This window comes from Patiriisocius sp. Uisw_017, from assembly GCF_047731265.1.
GTDB lineage: Bacteria > Bacteroidota > Bacteroidia > Flavobacteriales > Flavobacteriaceae > Patiriisocius.
Genome location: NZ_CP159835.1, coordinates 1,504,744 through 1,520,172 on the forward strand (window position 1 = coordinate 1,504,744; position 15,429 = coordinate 1,520,172).

The window sequence follows — 15,429 nt, forward strand, 5'->3', positions numbered from 1 at the left end:
AAAAGATTTTCCAAATAGTAAAATGTTAAATATTTTAACTGTATCCAAAAGAGATAAAAGGTTATGTTTTTTTATCTAACATGATTTCTCCTCATCATTTTTAATCCTAAAAAATAAAATTATGAGATACTTTCCGCACATCTTCTGCACATTTTTTAGTTTACTTATTATGACTTCTTGTAGCTTGGTTTACGGTCAAGATACAGTTATCTATTATGTAGAGTTTCAAGAAGGACAAAACATGGATGTTTTAAGTACAACAATTAATACAGATAATACGCTCGCCATAACAACTAATAAAAGCACCTTTAATTCTTTCGTGAATGGTGCGCCCATTTATAAATTTGAAAAGGCTTTTCCACTTTTTACTACAACACGTCTTCAACGTGTTTATTTAATGGAGGTCCCTGTAAGTTATAATATAACTCCATATAGTCAACGCAGTGATATTGTACAGCTCTTACCTTATAATGAGGAAATACCTGTATTAGTCATGCACGATGAACCCAATGATTATATAGAAAATTTACAAGAAGATAGACCAAACCCATCTTTAGATCTTATTAAAGCACCTTTAGCTTGGTCTATAACAACTGGTGATCCTAATATAATGATAGGTATTATAGGTGGGGATTTTTTAACGACTCAGGAAGAATTGTAAAGTAAAAAGGTTCTTAAAAAAAATACGAGTTTTATGGAATATATATTAATAGCACTATGCTTTGTAGGGATTACGGCACAAGGGCAAGCACAAGAACCAGATTTAGTAGAAACTTATTGGTATCTAAATGAATTAGTAATTGAGGGTGAAAATATTATACCCCCTGTTAATAACGAATTAGAGTTCACTGATTTATTTTTTTTAGAGAATACAGATGGGACTACAAACTTATCATCTTGTGTATGCTTATGCGGAGGGGGTAATATTAGTTTTGGTCAAAATACTATTACCTTAGATAACTTGATATTCTTAACAATTGATGATTGTACAATCCCAGAAAATAGTAATTTTAAAAACACCTACTTTGACGACTTTTTTAAACATGAAACGAGCGCTGTGAGCGACCCTATTTTATACGAAATATTAACCGATGGCGAGGGAAACAAACAACTTACACTAACTAATAGCAATGGCGACAGAGCTATTTATGGCGATGTGCTTTTAGGCTTGCAAGATCAAGATGCTGCTTTGTTTACCATTGCTCCCAATCCTGTTAACAGGCACTTACAATTACAGTTTTCAAACAATCTTTTAAATGGCGAGGTATTGCTTTATGACGCTAACGGAAGGTTATTAGTACAACAAAAAGGATTACACGATAGCAATCTAAACCTAGAGGTATCAAATCTTTCTAAAGGTATTTATTTTGTTGCGGTAACCAATGGTTCTCGTAAAACTGTGAAGAAATTTATAAAACAATAATGCATAAGGAAGGGGTGCAAATATATAAAGCGGCTTATAAGCCGCTTTATATGATATAGTTTAACGCTTTTAAACAGCAAATAGTTTAAACCGTCATGATTTCTTTTTCCTTAACAACAAAAATTTCATCAATTAACTTGATATGGTTGTCAGTCATTTCTTGCACATCGCTTTCTAGAGATTTTTGTAAATCTTCACTTATATCTAAATCCTTGAGGCTATTCATTGCTTGTTTGCGATCATTTCTAACCCCTATTTTAGATTCTTCCGCCTCGTATTTTGCCTGTTTTGCTAATTCGCGACGGCGTTCTTCGGTCAAGGGAGGTACGTTTATGATGATGCTCTCTCCATTGTTCATAGGGTTGAAGCCAATATTGGCGAGGTGTATTCCTTTTTCAATTTCAGGAATCAATCCTTTTTCCCAAGGAGCAATGGTAATGGTCATCCCATCTGGAGTGTTCACATTTGCAACTTGGCTCAGAGGCGTAGCGCTACCGTAATAGTTTACCATAACACTTCCTACCATAGATGGTGAGGCCTTACCTGCCCTAATATTAACAAATTTCTTTTTAAGGTGGGCAATTGCATTGTCCATTGCTTCCTTTGTGCTGTCTATAATAAAATCTATTTCGTCTTGTTCCATGATTTGACTTTGCTCACTATCCCTAGCTTGTGTTTTTTTTATTTATACTTGTTCTGCCACCCGTGCAGATGGGTAAATTTAATTAAATTAAAACTCCCGATTGATACTTCAGAAATTTAACTTACTTGAAATTTGTTTTTCAAAAATCAGAACGATCAAAAACAACAATTTTATTTTAGCAGTAATTTTAAAGTATTCAGAGAATTCTAGAAGAATTTATAAATTTACTTTGGTCCCTATATTTTCGCCCATTACTACTTTCATTAAATTGCCTCTCGTGTTCATATCAAATACGATGATAGGTAACTCGTTTTCCTGACTCAAGGTAAACGCAGTGGTGTCCATTACTTTAAGCCCTTTTCGCAATACATCATCAAAACTAATATTGTCAAACTTAGTAGCATCGCTATTTTTTTCTGGATCACTAGAGTAAATTCCGTCTACCCGAGTTCCTTTTAGGATTACATCTGCTTTAATTTCGATAGCTCTAAGAACAGCTGCGCTGTCTGTAGTGAAATATGGATTTCCTGTTCCTCCTCCAAAAATTACTACGCGTCCTTTTTCTAGATGGCGCATAGCCTTGCGACGAATAAATGGCTCTGCCACTTCATTAATCTTAATAGCACTCTGTAATCGAGTAGGAATATCTTCGTCTTCTAGCGCTCCTTGCAAAGCAAGTCCGTTGATTACTGTTGCTAGCATCCCCATATGGTCTCCTTGTACCCTGTCCATTCCTTTGCTTGCACCAGCAACACCTCTAAAAATATTACCACCACCTATAACAATAGCGACTTCAACACCTGTAGCTATAATAGCTTTAATGTCTTGGGCGTATTCCTGAAGTCTTACAGGGTCAATACCATATTGGCGTTCGCCCATCAAGGCTTCACCAGAAAGTTTAAGAAGTATTCTTTTGTAGTGCATAGTGTGGTTTTGTTGGTTGCAAAAATAGTAAAAATAAGTTTTCAGCACTCAGTTGGGGTAGGCAGTTTTTTATTGATTTAAGAAGAGAATTGTGGTAAGCGGTTACAAAGGACATTTACAAACAGTGGTTACCAGGAAATTTTTTGCTAAAAACATAAATTATTGCGTTTAAGATGTGAAATGTATCTGTGGTTGATATTTTTTTGCTAAAAAAAGACAGTGCAGATATAATAAAGTCAGTTCCTTGAATGAAAAAAGCGGTTGCTTAAATGAGTCTTTTATTTGATAATACCCTTTTTTAAGTTTGTTTAAAATAATCCAAATGAAACGTTTTTACATTCTTACAATAGTTTTTCTTTTAGGCACCTTGAATTCATGCGCACAAACGTTTGTTCCCGATGATGGATTTGAGCAAATATTAATCGATTTAAGCCAAGATTCAGTACCATTAGATGATTTTGTGCCTACGGCAAATATAATGGGCGTCAAAAATTTATCAATCCAGAGTCTTCTTGGTTTCGATCCAGACGTAAATGATTTTACAGGTATTGAAGACTTTGTTGCTTTAACAAATTTTAGAGCAAATTTTGTAACTGCACCAAGTATAAATTTAAGTAGCAACATGGCCTTAGTTAGTGTAAATATTGTGGGAAGGTTTTTAACCGATACAAACCTAAAAAATGGAAATAATACCTTTATTACTAATTTTAATGTTTTGTCTGCTAATGGCAGCGGGCTAGCTCCTGTAAGAATATGTGTTGACGATATTGCCTATGCAAATGCGAACTTACAAAATATATATGCTGTAGGTAATTATTTTTTGCAAGATTGCACAGCGCCAGTAAACAGTATTACAGGGACCACTTATTTTGACGCAGATAATAATGGTTGCGACCCTTCAGGAATTGTTTCTACAGAGTGTCATATGGTATCTATAGGGAGTGGTGCTGGTAATTATATGTTTACTTTTATCCTTTTCAAGAAAATTACGCTACCTATTCTTTAGACCCAAATGTAACCATATCACTACAAGGAATTCCTCCTTACTTCACGGTTACGCCAATTCCAGTTGCACCCGCTACATCTAAAAATTTTATTTATGGGACTGGGATTACTGGAAATCAGTACGTGGTAGATTATTGCATTATTGCATTACTGCACTTGGTACGGTGAATGATTTGCAAGTAGAATCTTACGCAGTAACGGCACCAAAACCTGGTTTTCAAACAAGAATTAGAATTAAACCAATGCTTAATTTTGAAACTACTAAAACTCCATATCACATTAGTACTCTTAGTGGTTTGGAGTTTTGTTTTTAGCCAGCAATACACTAATTATTCTTTAAAAGACGGACTCCCTAGCAATCATATGTATAGAATTACACAAGATTATGATGGTTTTATTTGGATTATTACAGATAAGGGGATGTCAAAGTTTTATGGAAAAACGTTTAAAAACTTCACCATTAAAGACGGCTTACCAAGTAATGATATTTGGCAAATTAGAATTACACCAGATAATAAAACATGGTTTTTCTCAAAGACTAACAAGTTGGGGTATATAGAGAATGACATTGTGTATTCCTTTCCTTTAGATAGAAATAAAATTTTCTTCCCTCGAATTATTTTATAATCTGGAAACCAAATTGCAATGGATGATGGCGAATATTTTTATTCTTTAAAGGATAGTGTTTGGGTTTCTCAAAAAAATGAATTTAGTTCAGACTCCACATATTTAAAACAGAAAGTCCTTCATCCAAAGATCGATCATCAGGGAATTAGCTGGATAGATGACTATTTTTATGTGCTTGCTATAAATGAAATGAAAACCAAGTGCTTTGACGTTAATTCTTTAAAAACTTTAACGGAATACGGCCAATTAAATGATAGCTTGTATATGTTTATAAATAAAGAGAATTATTTCTTTGTTCATCTAAACACAGAAAAGCTTTCTAAAGTATTGAATGGCTCTCGAGAATTCTCAGGCGATTTTAAATACTTGCGCTATCACCAAGTTAATAATGAGGTTCAATTAACGGGTTTAAATTTTGTGCGTTACCTTGGGGAGGATCTGAGGTTTAAAAATCTTAAATCTGTTCCCTAATCTTTAGATGCACACTTTTCTTTTATAGATAAAACAAGGAATATGTGGTCTGCTATCTTTAATAAAGGAATTGTCGTTAATGGGAAAGCAACAAAAAGCTCCGGACTCTCTATACCCTACGCAAGTAATAACTATGTGTCATTTTCAGCAGGAGTTATTGATTTTTCTGATCAAATCAATTTAAAATATGCCTATAAATTAAATCCAATTAACGAAGAATGGATCTCGACTAATTTTCAGGAAATTTATTTTACAAATTTAAAGCCACAAAAATATATTCTAGAACTCAAAGTTACTAATCATCAACATTTCAGTGTTTGCAAAACGATAAATTTTGAGATAACACCTTTATGGTATCAAACCTTTTGGTTTAAAATTGTAGTATTTGTATGCAGTGTCCTTTTTCTTTATGGGTCATTTAAAGTTTCTAAAACTCGAATTCAAAAAAAGATTATAACCCATGAGAAAGCAAAACAGAAAGCAATTTCTCACGAGTTACATGCGTTGCGGTCTCAAATGAATCCGCATTTTGTGTTTAATTCTTTAAACGCAGTTCAATACTATATGAATACTAACGAAATTGGACTCTCTGAAAAATACCTCGTGAAATTTTCAAGGTTGATTAGAATGTTTTTCGATTTTTCTAGAGAACAATTTATTAGCATTGACAAAGAACTAAAACTACTAAAGGCATATCTCGAAATAGAAAAAATGCGTTTTGGAGCCGATTTTAAATTCCATTTTAATATAGATCCTCAGTTGAATAAAGACATTAAAATTCCTTCTATGTTATTACAACCTATTGTTGAAAATGCCGTGAATCATGGCCTATTTCGTCTAGAAATAAATGGTGAGGTTGAAAATAGTATTTAAAAAGCTCCAAAGTAATGATGACTTTTCAGTAGGTATAAAAGACAATGGAGTTGGCTTTAAAAGAGCTAAAGAGGTCAAGGCGAAATCGATAAAAACACACACGTCAAAATCTTCTGAGATTATTCTAGACCGTCTTCATTTAATTAATAATTCTGGTCACTGGAATATAGTTCAAACAATAACAGATTTAACAACAGAAACAAGCAGCGGAACCTCAGTGCTATTAACTTTTAACAAGAAACAACATGATTAAAGCTATTTTAGTTGATGATGAAAAGAAAGCGCTTGAAGGATTATTGCTTAAGATTAAAAAGCAATTTCCTGAGATAGAAATTGCAGGAGCATTTCAGAATCCAGAAAAGGCAGTTTCTTTTGTAAATGATAATCCTCCAGACCTCCTCTTTCTGGATATAGAAATGCCGGTATTGACTGGTTTTGATGTTCTTAGCAAGATTTAAAATCAAAATTTTGAAATTATATTTGTTACGGCTTATAATGACTATGCGATTGAGGCTTTTCAGCATTGTGCCGTGGGTTATGTCTTAAAACCGATAGACTCATATGAACTAGAAACAGCAATCACTAATGCCTTAAATAATGTAGATGCGAAAAAGGCATTAGAGAAAAATAAGATACTCTTAGATCATTAATAAGCACATCCAACCAAGCAAACAAATTGATGATTCCCACAAATGACGGATTTTTGTTTATAAATTATAATGAGAGTATGCACGTAGAGGGATACGACGGTTATACAAAAATCCATTTGGAAAACACTTCTGAAATTGTAAGTTCATATAATATTGGCAAGTTTGAAAAAATGGTCACTGATAATTTTTATAAGTGCCATAAATCACATATCATCAACCTACACAAAGTAGCCCAATTTAAAAACGAAGGATACATAATACTAGAAAACCGCAAGACAACACCCGTATCTAAAGCAAATCGAAAAGAGTTTTTGCAGCTATTTGCAAAGTAGAATGAATAAAAAAATCTGCCTCCAGCAAAAGCTAAAGGCAGATTATAATTTTAGAGTAACAACTGTCTACTGTCATTTGCTACGATTAACGCTCATTAAGCTAGCGTAACTCTTTTAAAGCCAACAACAGCAACATCACCGTGCGCTGCCACGTAGTCTCCTACGTTTTTCTTGTCGTCCATAATAAAGTTTTGATCTAGTAAAGCTTTCTCGTGGTCTAATGTTGTGTTATCAGCGATAAAACGTTCCATTTTTCCAGGAAGAATGCGGTCCCAGATTTGCTCTGGTTTTCCTTCAGCTTTCAACTCCGCTTTAGCAGCTTCTTCAGCTTTTGCTAAAACAGCATCCGTTAATTGTACTCTTGAGATAAATGTAGGGACATTTTTTAAAGTCTTCCCTAAACGTCCAAGTTCAATATTATCTTTCTCAATTACAGCAATACGTGCTTCCGTTTCATTGGCTACAAATTCTTGTGTAAAATCCTTGTAAGATAATGTACTAGCTCCCATAGAAGCTACTTGCATTGATACTTCTTTCGCTAATTTCTCAGCACCCATCATTGGAGTACTTAAACCGGTTAAAGCACCAATTTTCTTACCGTGAATGTAGGTTCCTACAAAGGGAGCTTCTAGTATTTCAAAACCACCTATTTCTAGTTTCTCACCAATAACACCAGTTTGCTCAATTAATTTTTGAGCAACCGTCATTTTTGTGTCAAATTTTGCAGCAAGAAATTCTTCTTTTGTATTATAGTTAATTGCAATTGCCGCCATCTCTTGTGCCATCGCAGAATACGAGTCATTGTTTGCAACAAAATCAGTCTCACAATTTAATGCTAGTACAACACCTCTTGTGTGTGCATCATTTATTTTAGAAACAACCGCCCCTTCACTTGAGTCACGGTCTGCTCTTTTTTCAGCAATTTTCTGTCCTTTTTTACGTAGAACAGTAATTGCATCTTCTAGATTTCCTTCAGCTTCAACAAGGGCTTTTTTACAGTCCATCATCCCAGCTCCGGTCTTTTTTCTTAATTCGTTTACTTGTGCGGCAGTTATTTTTACCATTTTAATCTTAGATTATATTCCCACGAATGTGGGAATCTTGTTAATTAAATTAATTTTAAAAAAAAATCGCTTCGCAAATTTCAATTAGAAATGAACTTGGCGATTTTATATTGTACTATAAGTTTTATCGAGCTTTTTATAAAAATAGTAATCATTTCTAATTACCAGGCACTAAAAACTGAATACTGAAACCTACTCTTCTTCTTTAGTAGCTTCTACTGTTTCTTTTTTTGCTTCAACCTTTACAGGTTGCTTTGCATCTGTAGTAGGGATTTCTTCTTTTGCTTCTTTCGCGTCAGCCTTAGCAGCAGTCTTCATTTCTTCAGCATCGTCCTTTTTATCGCCATCCTTAGCAGATTTGCGCTCAGACAATCCTTCGATTAGTGCTTCAGAAACAGAACCCATAATTTTCTCTACAGATTTTGATGCATCATCATTTGCTGGGATTACATAATCAATAACTCTAGGGTCACTGTTTGTATCTACCATCGCAAAAATTGGAATATTTAACTTAATTGCTTCAGCAACTGCAATATGCTCACGTGTAGTATCTACAATAAATAGAGCTGCAGGAAGCCTTGACATCTCGCTAATTGAACCTAAGTTCTTTTCTAATTTAGCGCGTAAACGATCTACTTGTAAACGTTCTTTTTTAGAAAGTGTCATGAACGTTCCATCTTGCTTCATTCTATCAATAGTAGCCATTTTCTTAACAGCTTTACGAATCGTAACAAAGTTTGTTAACATTCCACCAGGCCATCTTTCTGTGATGTAAGGCATGTTAGCTGCCTTTGCTTTTTCAGCAACGATGTCTTTTGCTTGTTTTTTTGTAGCTACAAAAAGTACTTTACGTCCAGAGGCAGCAATTTTCTTCAAAGCTTCGTTAGCTTCGTCAATTTTTGCAGCAGTTTTATAAAGGTTTATAATGTGGATTCCGTTGCGCTCCATGTAGATGTAAGGCGCCATGTTAGGATTCCATTTTCTTGTAAGGTGTCCAAAGTGTACACCTGCTTTTAGAAGTTCTTTAACTTCTATGTTTGTTGTTGTTGCCATGTTTTTTTTAGTTTACGTTCTGTATGTTTAGACGTCAATCTTCCTGTGTAATCCGCAGCGTTAGCAAAGGAGAATAAGGCTTGATTTAGATACTAAACTAATTGTCCCACCCGGCAGAGCGGGACTAACAGCTTATTAATATAATTGTATTTCTATGAACTTATTTTAAGATAAATTTCACTAACTCGGAGACATATCGCCTTTCGACGGGATGTCAATGCTGTTAAAATAACATTGCTAATTACTCGCTTTCTACCCATTACTATTTCCAAAGAAATACCACAAACACATTTTGTAATAAAATATAGCTCGTAGATTGAGTGAAATCGAAATTTAACGTTTCGAGAATTGGAATTTTTTACGTGCTTTCTTCTGTCCAAATTTCTTACGTTCCACCATTCTTGGGTCTCTTGTAAGTAATCCTTCAGGCTTAAGAATGCCTCTATTCTCATCGTTTAGTGTACACATTGCACGAGATATAGCAAGTCTAATTGCTTCAGCTTGTCCTGTGATTCCACCACCAAATACATTTACCGTAATGTCAAACGTCTTTTCGTTGTCTGTCATTACTAGTGGTTGCATTACTTTGTAACGCAATGTAGGGGTCGTAAAGTAGTTGTCAAACTCACGCTTGTTAATGCTAATTTCACCTTTACCTTCGCTTAAGTAAACACGCGCAACAGCGGTTTTTCTTCTTCCTATTTTGTGTATTGTTTCCATTATTTTGTCGCGGTGTTAATAGTGATTTCTCTCGGTTTTTGAGCTTCTTGGCCGTGGTTTGCATCTGCATACACTTTCAAGTTTCTAAAGATTGCAGCCCCTAATTTGTTTTTAGGTAACATTCCTTTTACAGCTTTTTCCACCACGCGTGCTGGATTTTTGTCTTTCAATTCAGTGGCAGTCAAGCTACGTTGTCCACCTGGGTAACCCGTGTGGCGTATGTAAGACTTTTCTGTCCATTTGTTTCCTGTTAATTGGACGTTGCTTGCGTTGATGATAATCACGTTGTCACCACAATCTACATGAGGTGTAAAACTTGGTTTGTGCTTACCACGAAGAAGTTTTGCAACTTCACTCGCAAGACGACCTAAAGTGTGCCCGTCCGCATCTACCATTAACCACTCTTTTGTTACTGTGGCCTTATTAGCAGATACTGTTTTGTAACTTAATGTATCCATTATGTTCTTTGTCTAATGTTAATAATTATTTTCTATCCCAAATTAATGGACGGCAAAAGTACTGTTATTTATTTGATTGACAAATAGCCACGCGAATATTTTTATTGCCTTTTAGAGTTCGTTTTGCCTCTGAAATTTGAAGGGGCGCAAATTGAGTAATTCACAATGGTAATTTGGAAGTATGGTCATTCGGTGCAGGACGAAAACTTTTCAAGTTCGTCTACATAAAAATAAACGATTATAATCCTACTACCTCCTTGAGCGGCTTACAATTAATAATGAAATTTCTAATAATGCACCCACGCTTCAGGGGAAGGTGGGTTTCAATAAACGAATTGTAATGAAACCTTAAGACTGCCACCCGAAATAGGGAAGGGAACCTTTTCAAATCGTAATCGAAGATGAACGTGAGAAATCGCAGGATTATTACCTTTCAGTTGCGAGGAGGTTATTCTGTTGTCAAAACTAAATCCCCAGACATTACCATTACCCCTTCTTTTAATTCGATACCTGAAACAGTCCCGTCTTTTAATGCTGTTACTGTGGTTTCCATCTTCATTGCTTCGATAATGAAAAGGTGATCGTTCTCTTTTACTTTTTGACCAGACTTTACCAATACTTTATATAACATTCCTTGCAACGGCGCGCCGTATTGATTTTGGTCTGTTTCCTCTGCTTTGATATTTTGATGTATTGAAATATTAAGGGACGTATCTGTGATTTCAACCAATCTGTTTTCTCCGTTTACTTTAAAGAAAACTATGCGCTTCCCTTCTTCATTAGGAGGTGTTACCGAGAGTAATTTTACAATAATAGTTTTTCCAGGTTCTAGTTCAATCATAATTTCTTCACGCTGATCCATTCCATAGAAATAATTCTTTGTTGGAAGGATAGCAACATTGCCGTATTTCTTATAGTTGGTATGTGCATCTTCAAAAACACGCGGATATAAGCTATAACTCAAGAAATCTTCAAACTCAATGGGTCTGCTAAAGTCTTTTTGGAATTTTTTCTCAAACGCTGCGTATTCTTTTGTAAAATCAATGGGGGCTAAATGTGCATTTGGTCTGTCAGTATATGGGATTTCATTTTTCAATATAATGGATTGCAACTCTTTTGGAAATCCTCCTTGTGGTTGCCCTAGATCTCCTTTAAAAAACTTTACAACAGATTCTGGAAACGACATAGACCTTCCTCGTTCAAAAATATCTGCGGGGCTTAAATTATTGGTCACCATATAAATGGCCATATCCCCCACAACTTTCGAGCTAGGAGTAACCTTTACGAGGTTTCCGAAGAGTTTATTTACCTCACCATACATCTTTTTAACTTCGCCAAAACGTTCTCCCAAACCTAAAGCAGTTGCCTGTGGTCTTAAATTAGAATACTGACCGCCTGGAATTTCGTGCACATATACTTCAGCAGTTCCGGCTTTTAAACCACATTCAAAAGGGTAGTAGTATTCGCGAACGTCTTCCCAGTAATTTGAGTACGAGTTTAAGGATGGTAAATCTATTGGGTTTGCACGTTCGTGATGTTTCATCATCTCAACCACACTGTTAAAATTGGGTTGTGACGTCAATCCACTTAATCCAGCCAAGGCAACATCTACCACATCCACTCCCGCTTCTATGGCTTTTAAATAGGTTGCAGATTGGATAGAGGAAGTGTCGTGCGTGTGCAAATGCAAAGGCAAGTCAACAGTATCCTTTAATGCCAAAACTAATTCAGTCGCCGCATAAGGAGTTAATAAACCAGCCATATCTTTAATAGCGATGATGTGTGCGCCTGCATTTTCAAGGTCTTTTGCAAGTTGTGTGTAATATTTAAGGTTGTATTTTGTGTTGTTTTTATCTAGGATATCTCCTGTGTAGCTTATAGCAGCTTCTGCTAAGCCACCTGTTTTATTACGAACAAACTCAATACTTGGGGCAATTGCTTTAACCCAGTTTAACGAATCAAATATTCTGAATACATCTACCCCGTTTTCCCAAGATTTCTCGACAAATTTTTCAATCAAATTGTCTGGATATGCTTTGTAGCCTACGCCATTAGATCCCCTCAAGAGCATTTGGAAAAGAACGTTAGGCATTAATTTTCTAAGCTCACGCAATCGTGTCCAAGGGCTTTCATTTAAAAAACGCATACACACGTCAAAAGTGGCACCTCCCCACATTTCAATACTGAAGATATTAGGGTGATTTTTAGCATAACTTTCGGCTACTTCAATCATATCTTTTGAGCGCATTCTGGTTGCAAGCAATGATTGGTGTGCATCTCGAATGGTTGTATCTGTATAATGAATTTTCTTTTCTGCTTTCAACCATTTACTAAACCCTTCTGGGCCTAATTCTGTCAACAAGTCCTTGGTTCCTTTTGGGAAGGAAGCATTAGGGTCAAAAGCGGGAACTTTGGGGATTCTAAAGACTGCATTTGGGTTGATTATTTTTACATCTGGATTTCCATTAACAATCACTTCGCCTAAATAATTGGTGATCTTAGTAGTTCTATCCTGCGGAATCTTAATTTTAAATAAAGACGGGTTATTTTTAATAAAATTTACGGAAGCTTTTCCGTTTCTGAAATCATCATGTAAAATTACATTCTGCAGAAAATGAATGTTGGTCTTTACGCCTCGAATTCTAAATTCTTTTAGAGCGCGACTCATTTTACGAACCGCTCCATCGAGTGTTCGTCCTTGTGCTGAAACTTTCACTAACATGGAATCAAAAAATGGACTCACTTTATAAGACTGGTATATGCTTCCGGCGTCCAGACGAATCCCCATACCAGAGGCGCTTCTATACGTTGTGATCGTTCCGTAATCTGGTGTGAAGTCGTTTGAGGGATCTTCAGTAGTTAATCTACATTGTAGTGCGAATCCATAAGTAGCCAAAGTGTCTTGGGCATAAATTTTAATCTGTTGACTGTCTAATCTATACCCGCCAGCAACAAAAATTTGAGTTTTGATAAGATCAATACCAGTAACCATTTCAGTTACTGTATGTTCAACTTGTATTCTTGGATTTACTTCAATAAAATAAATAGTGTCGTCTTGATCTACGAGAAATTCTACCGTACCTACATTATTATAGTTTACTTCTTCGGCAATTGCTATTGCGTATTTATAGAGTGCATTTTTTACAGTTTGAGAGACATTATGAGAAGGGGCTACCTCGACCACTTTTTGATGGCGACGTTGTACAGAGCAATCGCGTTCAAAAAGATGGCGAATGTTCCCGTGATTATCTGCAACGATTTGTATTTCTATGTGCTTGGGGTTTTCGACATATTTTTCCAAAAACATGGTATCGTCCCCAAAAGAATTAAAAGCCTCATTTTTAGCTGAATCAAAGTTTTTTTCTAAATCATCTGGCTTATTAATTACTCGCATTCCACGCCCACCGCCACCTGAAGCTGCTTTAAGCATTACAGGGTACCCAATTTCAGTAGCTTCTGAAAGTGCAATTTTAAGTGATGTTAGGTCATTCGTATTACTTTTTATCGTTGGAACGTTACATTTTTCAGCAATCTTTTTTGCCATTATTTTATCTCCCAAAGCATCCATTACTTCTGGATCTGGACCAATGAAGACAATACCGTTTTCCTTACAAGCCCTAGCAAAATCTGAGTTCTCTGATAAGAAACCGTAGCCTGGATGTATGGCATCTACATTTTTTTCTTTGGCTAATTTTACAATAGCTTGAATGTCGAGATACGGTTTTAAAGGTTCATTATCGGCTCCAATTTGATAGGACTCATCTGCTTTTAAACGATGTTGAGAATATCGATCTTCGTAGGTAAAAATAGCAACTGTTTTAAGATTAATTTCTGCACACGCTCGTAAGACACGTATTGCGATTTCACTTCGGTTAGCGACTAAAACTTTTTTAATATTCATGGTGTCGAGTTGTTTAAAATAGATGCTTGTTACGAAGATACTATTTACTATGCGTGCATAGTATAAATTAGTTTGGTTTTTTTGAAAATATACTACCTCAAAAAAGGGTTTTCATTTTTATAATTCCGAATAATAAAGTCAAGTGCTGCACCTAGGATTTCCCCCATGTTTTTGGATTTTTTAAACTCAATATCTCCTGTTAATTCAAAGAGTCCTTTTTTTAATTCTGAAATTTTAGCGGGTTGAGAGATTTCGTCTTCTCGCATACACAGCATAAGTTTTTTGAGTCGGCTGTTCTCACTAGTAGCTCTTTTTGCAAGTAAGGAACGTTCTTCTCTTTTATATTGCTCAACAGAGGGTTGTTTGAGAACTGATGATACCAATTCAACGAGTTCATTGTTTTCTTTTAAGAACTGTGGTCTATATACTTTTACATTGCCTTCATAGCTTTGCTGGTCAAAATCAATGGCACGAATTCTATATTGGATTCTGTCAAAATCGTTGGTTAAAACCATTACATAGTTATAGGAGCGCATATCTCCAAGAAGACGAACGAAACACCGTTCGTTAAATTTTACAAATTCTTTGGCAATTTCTCTTTTGTCTTGTTCAGAACATTTTTCTAGTTGATGTGTTATAAAATCGTCTCCTGGAATTCCTGAAATATGTTCTTCAATCAAAGTGTTACCATAGACTAAAAAATTAATGTGATTGGGTGATAATAAATGCTCTAATTCCAATCCATAAATTCTACTAGCATCTGCCTTTTTAATGTAAAGAAAGATGTAGTTGTCGTTTAAAACATTTCGAACCTTGATCCTAAAGGGCTTACTGTTTCCAAAGGTGCAATAATCAATGCTATCTATATTTAAATAGGGCAACAAAGTATCAGACCCATCACTATGAAGGATTGAATACATTTGTTTTAGACTTAGTTCTATTTCTTTTCGCTCATATTCAGAATAATATACTTGAATCCATAAGGAGTCATTGCCGTGTTTATCATAAACCGTTACAGATCCTTGATAGCGCAGTAAATCATCATAAAAAATGGGGATTTTAATAGTACGTGCATACTTTGTCAAATATTCTGAAAGCGAATTTGTAATCGGATAGGTAGGTTTTTTTTTTGAGATTAGTTTCTGCATCGATAAAGCTTCTAGAAAATTAAGATATGTTCATTTTTTAAAGATAGGAATTTCTATGGAAGATGTAGTATCATGTTAAATTCTAAATCCCGACACTTCGCTTGATGTTTTAGGAATTAATTTGGTTTAAGCGATGC

General features: G+C 35.2%; 17 protein-coding genes. 9 read left to right on the plus strand and 8 right to left on the minus strand.

Translation table 11 applies throughout. The features are described from left to right. The first annotated feature begins 121 nt into the window (after positions 1 to 121). Together ABXT67_RS06775 and ABXT67_RS06780 are read left to right on the plus strand one after the other, a co-directional pair. On the plus strand, positions 122 to 661 hold the full coding sequence (locus ABXT67_RS06775; protein WP_415376511.1) for a hypothetical protein: 540 nt from the start codon (positions 122 to 124) through the stop codon (positions 659 to 661). Between the two features lie 33 nt (positions 662 to 694). After that, positions 695 to 1,423 (plus strand): T9SS type A sorting domain-containing protein, encoded by a 729-nt coding sequence (locus ABXT67_RS06780; protein ID WP_415376512.1) that lies wholly within the window; start codon positions 695 to 697, stop codon positions 1,421 to 1,423. 85 nt (positions 1,424 to 1,508) lie between these two features. On the opposite strand, the gene frr is transcribed toward ABXT67_RS06780, so the two are convergent. Continuing rightward, a complete protein-coding gene (gene frr, locus ABXT67_RS06785; protein WP_415376513.1) occupies positions 1,509 to 2,066 on the minus strand; it encodes a ribosome recycling factor in 558 nt (185 codons plus the stop codon). Between the two features lie 216 nt (positions 2,067 to 2,282). Continuing rightward, positions 2,283 to 2,990: a UMP kinase gene (pyrH, locus tag ABXT67_RS06790; RefSeq protein WP_415376514.1), complete on the minus strand. Its 708-nt coding sequence runs from the start codon at positions 2,988 to 2,990 to the stop codon at positions 2,283 to 2,285. A gap of 322 nt (positions 2,991 to 3,312) precedes the next feature. On the opposite strand from pyrH, the gene ABXT67_RS06795 reads away from it, so the two are divergent. The 7 genes from ABXT67_RS06795 (at position 3,313) to ABXT67_RS06825 (ending at position 6,948) form a co-directional block, all read left to right on the plus strand. Beyond that, positions 3,313 to 3,996: a hypothetical protein gene (locus tag ABXT67_RS06795; protein ID WP_415376515.1), complete on the plus strand. Its 684-nt coding sequence runs from the start codon at positions 3,313 to 3,315 to the stop codon at positions 3,994 to 3,996. Between the two features lie 251 nt (positions 3,997 to 4,247). After that, positions 4,248 to 4,622, plus strand: coding sequence for a two-component regulator propeller domain-containing protein (locus ABXT67_RS06800; protein ID WP_415376516.1), 375 nt, complete (start codon positions 4,248 to 4,250; stop codon positions 4,620 to 4,622). Between the two features lie 18 nt (positions 4,623 to 4,640). Next, complete coding sequence (locus ABXT67_RS06805) at positions 4,641 to 5,093, plus strand: hypothetical protein (protein WP_415376517.1); 453 nt, start codon at positions 4,641 to 4,643, stop codon at positions 5,091 to 5,093. Between the two features lie 42 nt (positions 5,094 to 5,135). Further along, positions 5,136 to 5,966: a sensor histidine kinase gene (locus tag ABXT67_RS06810; RefSeq protein ID WP_415376518.1), complete on the plus strand. Its 831-nt coding sequence runs from the start codon at positions 5,136 to 5,138 to the stop codon at positions 5,964 to 5,966. Further along, positions 5,950 to 6,219: a hypothetical protein gene (locus tag ABXT67_RS06815; protein ID WP_415376519.1), complete on the plus strand. Its 270-nt coding sequence runs from the start codon at positions 5,950 to 5,952 to the stop codon at positions 6,217 to 6,219. The genes ABXT67_RS06810 and ABXT67_RS06815 overlap by 17 nt, the downstream gene beginning before the upstream one ends. Then, positions 6,212 to 6,424 (plus strand): LytR/AlgR family response regulator transcription factor, encoded by a 213-nt coding sequence (locus ABXT67_RS06820; protein WP_415376520.1) that lies wholly within the window; start codon positions 6,212 to 6,214, stop codon positions 6,422 to 6,424. The genes ABXT67_RS06815 and ABXT67_RS06820 overlap by 8 nt, the downstream gene beginning before the upstream one ends. A 221-nt stretch (positions 6,425 to 6,645) precedes the next feature. Next, positions 6,646 to 6,948 carry a LytR/AlgR family response regulator transcription factor gene (locus ABXT67_RS06825; protein ID WP_415376521.1) on the plus strand — a complete coding sequence of 101 codons (303 nt, stop codon included), beginning with the start codon at positions 6,646 to 6,648 and terminating at the stop codon, positions 6,946 to 6,948. A gap of 95 nt (positions 6,949 to 7,043) precedes the next feature. Here the strand turns inward: ABXT67_RS06825 and tsf are convergent, their stop codons facing one another. From tsf to ABXT67_RS06855, 6 genes are all read right to left on the minus strand, one after another. Next, positions 7,044 to 8,012, minus strand: coding sequence for a translation elongation factor Ts (tsf, locus tag ABXT67_RS06830; protein WP_415376522.1), 969 nt, complete (start codon positions 8,010 to 8,012; stop codon positions 7,044 to 7,046). 192 nt (positions 8,013 to 8,204) lie between these two features. Then, positions 8,205 to 9,065 (minus strand): 30S ribosomal protein S2, encoded by an 861-nt coding sequence (gene rpsB / locus ABXT67_RS06835; RefSeq protein WP_415376523.1) that lies wholly within the window; start codon positions 9,063 to 9,065, stop codon positions 8,205 to 8,207. Positions 9,066 to 9,398: 333 nt separating this feature from the next. Continuing rightward, positions 9,399 to 9,785, minus strand: coding sequence for a 30S ribosomal protein S9 (gene rpsI, locus ABXT67_RS06840; RefSeq protein WP_415376524.1), 387 nt, complete (start codon positions 9,783 to 9,785; stop codon positions 9,399 to 9,401). Continuing rightward, positions 9,785 to 10,243 carry a 50S ribosomal protein L13 gene (gene rplM, locus ABXT67_RS06845; protein WP_415376525.1) on the minus strand — a complete coding sequence of 153 codons (459 nt, stop codon included), beginning with the start codon at positions 10,241 to 10,243 and terminating at the stop codon, positions 9,785 to 9,787. The genes rpsI and rplM overlap by 1 nt, the downstream gene beginning before the upstream one ends. Before the next feature lie 448 nt (positions 10,244 to 10,691). Next, positions 10,692 to 14,144, minus strand: coding sequence for a pyruvate carboxylase (locus tag ABXT67_RS06850; protein WP_415376526.1), 3,453 nt, complete (start codon positions 14,142 to 14,144; stop codon positions 10,692 to 10,694). 92 nt (positions 14,145 to 14,236) lie between these two features. After that, positions 14,237 to 15,292, minus strand: coding sequence for a hypothetical protein (locus ABXT67_RS06855; RefSeq protein WP_415376527.1), 1,056 nt, complete (start codon positions 15,290 to 15,292; stop codon positions 14,237 to 14,239). Between the last annotated feature and the right edge of the window lie 137 nt (positions 15,293 to 15,429).

Coding starts and splice junctions, on each gene's coding strand:
- ABXT67_RS06775 (WP_415376511.1), top strand. CDS start 122: ATGAGATACTTTCCGCACATCTTCTGCACATTTTTTAGTTTACTTATT.
- ABXT67_RS06780 (WP_415376512.1), top strand. CDS start 695: ATGGAATATATATTAATAGCACTATGCTTTGTAGGGATTACGGCACAA.
- frr (WP_415376513.1), bottom strand. CDS start 2,066: ATGGAACAAGACGAAATAGATTTTATTATAGACAGCACAAAGGAAGCA.
- pyrH (WP_415376514.1), bottom strand. CDS start 2,990: ATGCACTACAAAAGAATACTTCTTAAACTTTCTGGTGAAGCCTTGATG.
- ABXT67_RS06795 (WP_415376515.1), top strand. CDS start 3,313: ATGAAACGTTTTTACATTCTTACAATAGTTTTTCTTTTAGGCACCTTG.
- ABXT67_RS06805 (WP_415376517.1), top strand. CDS start 4,641: ATGGATGATGGCGAATATTTTTATTCTTTAAAGGATAGTGTTTGGGTT.
- ABXT67_RS06810 (WP_415376518.1), top strand. CDS start 5,136: ATGTGGTCTGCTATCTTTAATAAAGGAATTGTCGTTAATGGGAAAGCA.
- ABXT67_RS06820 (WP_415376520.1), top strand. CDS start 6,212: ATGATTAAAGCTATTTTAGTTGATGATGAAAAGAAAGCGCTTGAAGGA.
- ABXT67_RS06825 (WP_415376521.1), top strand. CDS start 6,646: ATGATTCCCACAAATGACGGATTTTTGTTTATAAATTATAATGAGAGT.
- tsf (WP_415376522.1), bottom strand. CDS start 8,012: ATGGTAAAAATAACTGCCGCACAAGTAAACGAATTAAGAAAAAAGACC.
- rpsB (WP_415376523.1), bottom strand. CDS start 9,065: ATGGCAACAACAACAAACATAGAAGTTAAAGAACTTCTAAAAGCAGGT.
- rpsI (WP_415376524.1), bottom strand. CDS start 9,785: ATGGAAACAATACACAAAATAGGAAGAAGAAAAACCGCTGTTGCGCGT.
- rplM (WP_415376525.1), bottom strand. CDS start 10,243: ATGGATACATTAAGTTACAAAACAGTATCTGCTAATAAGGCCACAGTA.
- ABXT67_RS06850 (WP_415376526.1), bottom strand. CDS start 14,144: ATGAATATTAAAAAAGTTTTAGTCGCTAACCGAAGTGAAATCGCAATA.
- ABXT67_RS06855 (WP_415376527.1), bottom strand. CDS start 15,292: ATGCAGAAACTAATCTCAAAAAAAAAACCTACCTATCCGATTACAAAT.